2 tRNA genes and 2 rRNA genes are annotated in these 756 nt (G+C 42.9%); all 4 read right to left on the bottom strand.

Going from position 1 to position 756, the window contains the following annotated elements:
* Positions 1-265, bottom strand: a 23S ribosomal RNA gene (locus tag LQ617_RS15800); the annotation flags it as partial.
* 174 nt (positions 266-439) lie between these two features.
* Positions 440-515, bottom strand: a tRNA-Ala gene (locus LQ617_RS15795).
* A 21-nt stretch (positions 516-536) separates the two neighbouring features.
* Positions 537-613: transfer RNA gene (locus LQ617_RS15790), tRNA-Ile, on the bottom strand.
* Between the two features lie 91 nt (positions 614-704).
* Positions 705-756, bottom strand: a 16S ribosomal RNA gene (locus LQ617_RS15785); the annotation flags it as partial.

Here is a 756-nt window from a genome sequence, read left to right as displayed (position 1 = left end):
TCCCGTTTCGCTCGCCGCTACTCAGGGAATCGAGTTTTCTTTCTCTTCCTCCGGGTACTAAGATGTTTCAGTTCTCCGGGTGTGCCTTCTCACATACTATGTATTCATATGCGGATAACATGACATAACTCATGCTGGGTTTCCCCATTCGGAAATCTCTGGATCAAAGCGTACTTACAGCTCCCCAAAGCATATCGTCGTTAGTAACGTCCTTCTTCGGCTTCTAGTGCCAAGGCATCCACCGTGCGCCCTTAATAACTTAATCTATATTTTCTTATACATAATGTTCAAGAAAATAACTGTTATTAATCTGTGATGTCGTCTATAAAGACGACGCGCGATTATTAAGCTTGTTGAATTTCGTTAGAAATTCACTCGGTTTTTTGCTTGGTAAAATCTATTTTACTTACTTATCTAGTTTTCAATGTACAATATAATATGGTGGAGACTAGCGGGATCGAACCGCTGACCTCCTGCGTGCAAAGCAGGCGCTCTCCCATCTGAGCTAAGCCCCCTAATTGGGAATTAAATTTTAATGGTGGGCCTAAATGGACTCGAACCATCGACCTCACGCTTATCAGGCGTGCGCTCTAACCAGCTGAGCTATAGGCCCATTCTTAAATTGAATGATATGAACATTCAAAACTGAATACAATATGTCTCCGTTATTCCATGACCTAATGGTCATTCCGTAATATCCTTAGAAAGGAGGTGATCCAGCCGCACCTTCCGATACGGCTACCTTGTTACGACTTC

It is taken from the genome of Mammaliicoccus sp. P-M59 (assembly GCF_022386135.1).
GTDB classification, from domain to species: domain Bacteria; phylum Bacillota; class Bacilli; order Staphylococcales; family Staphylococcaceae; genus Mammaliicoccus; species Mammaliicoccus sciuri_A.
This window is presented reverse-complemented; position numbering and strand designations above follow the sequence as displayed.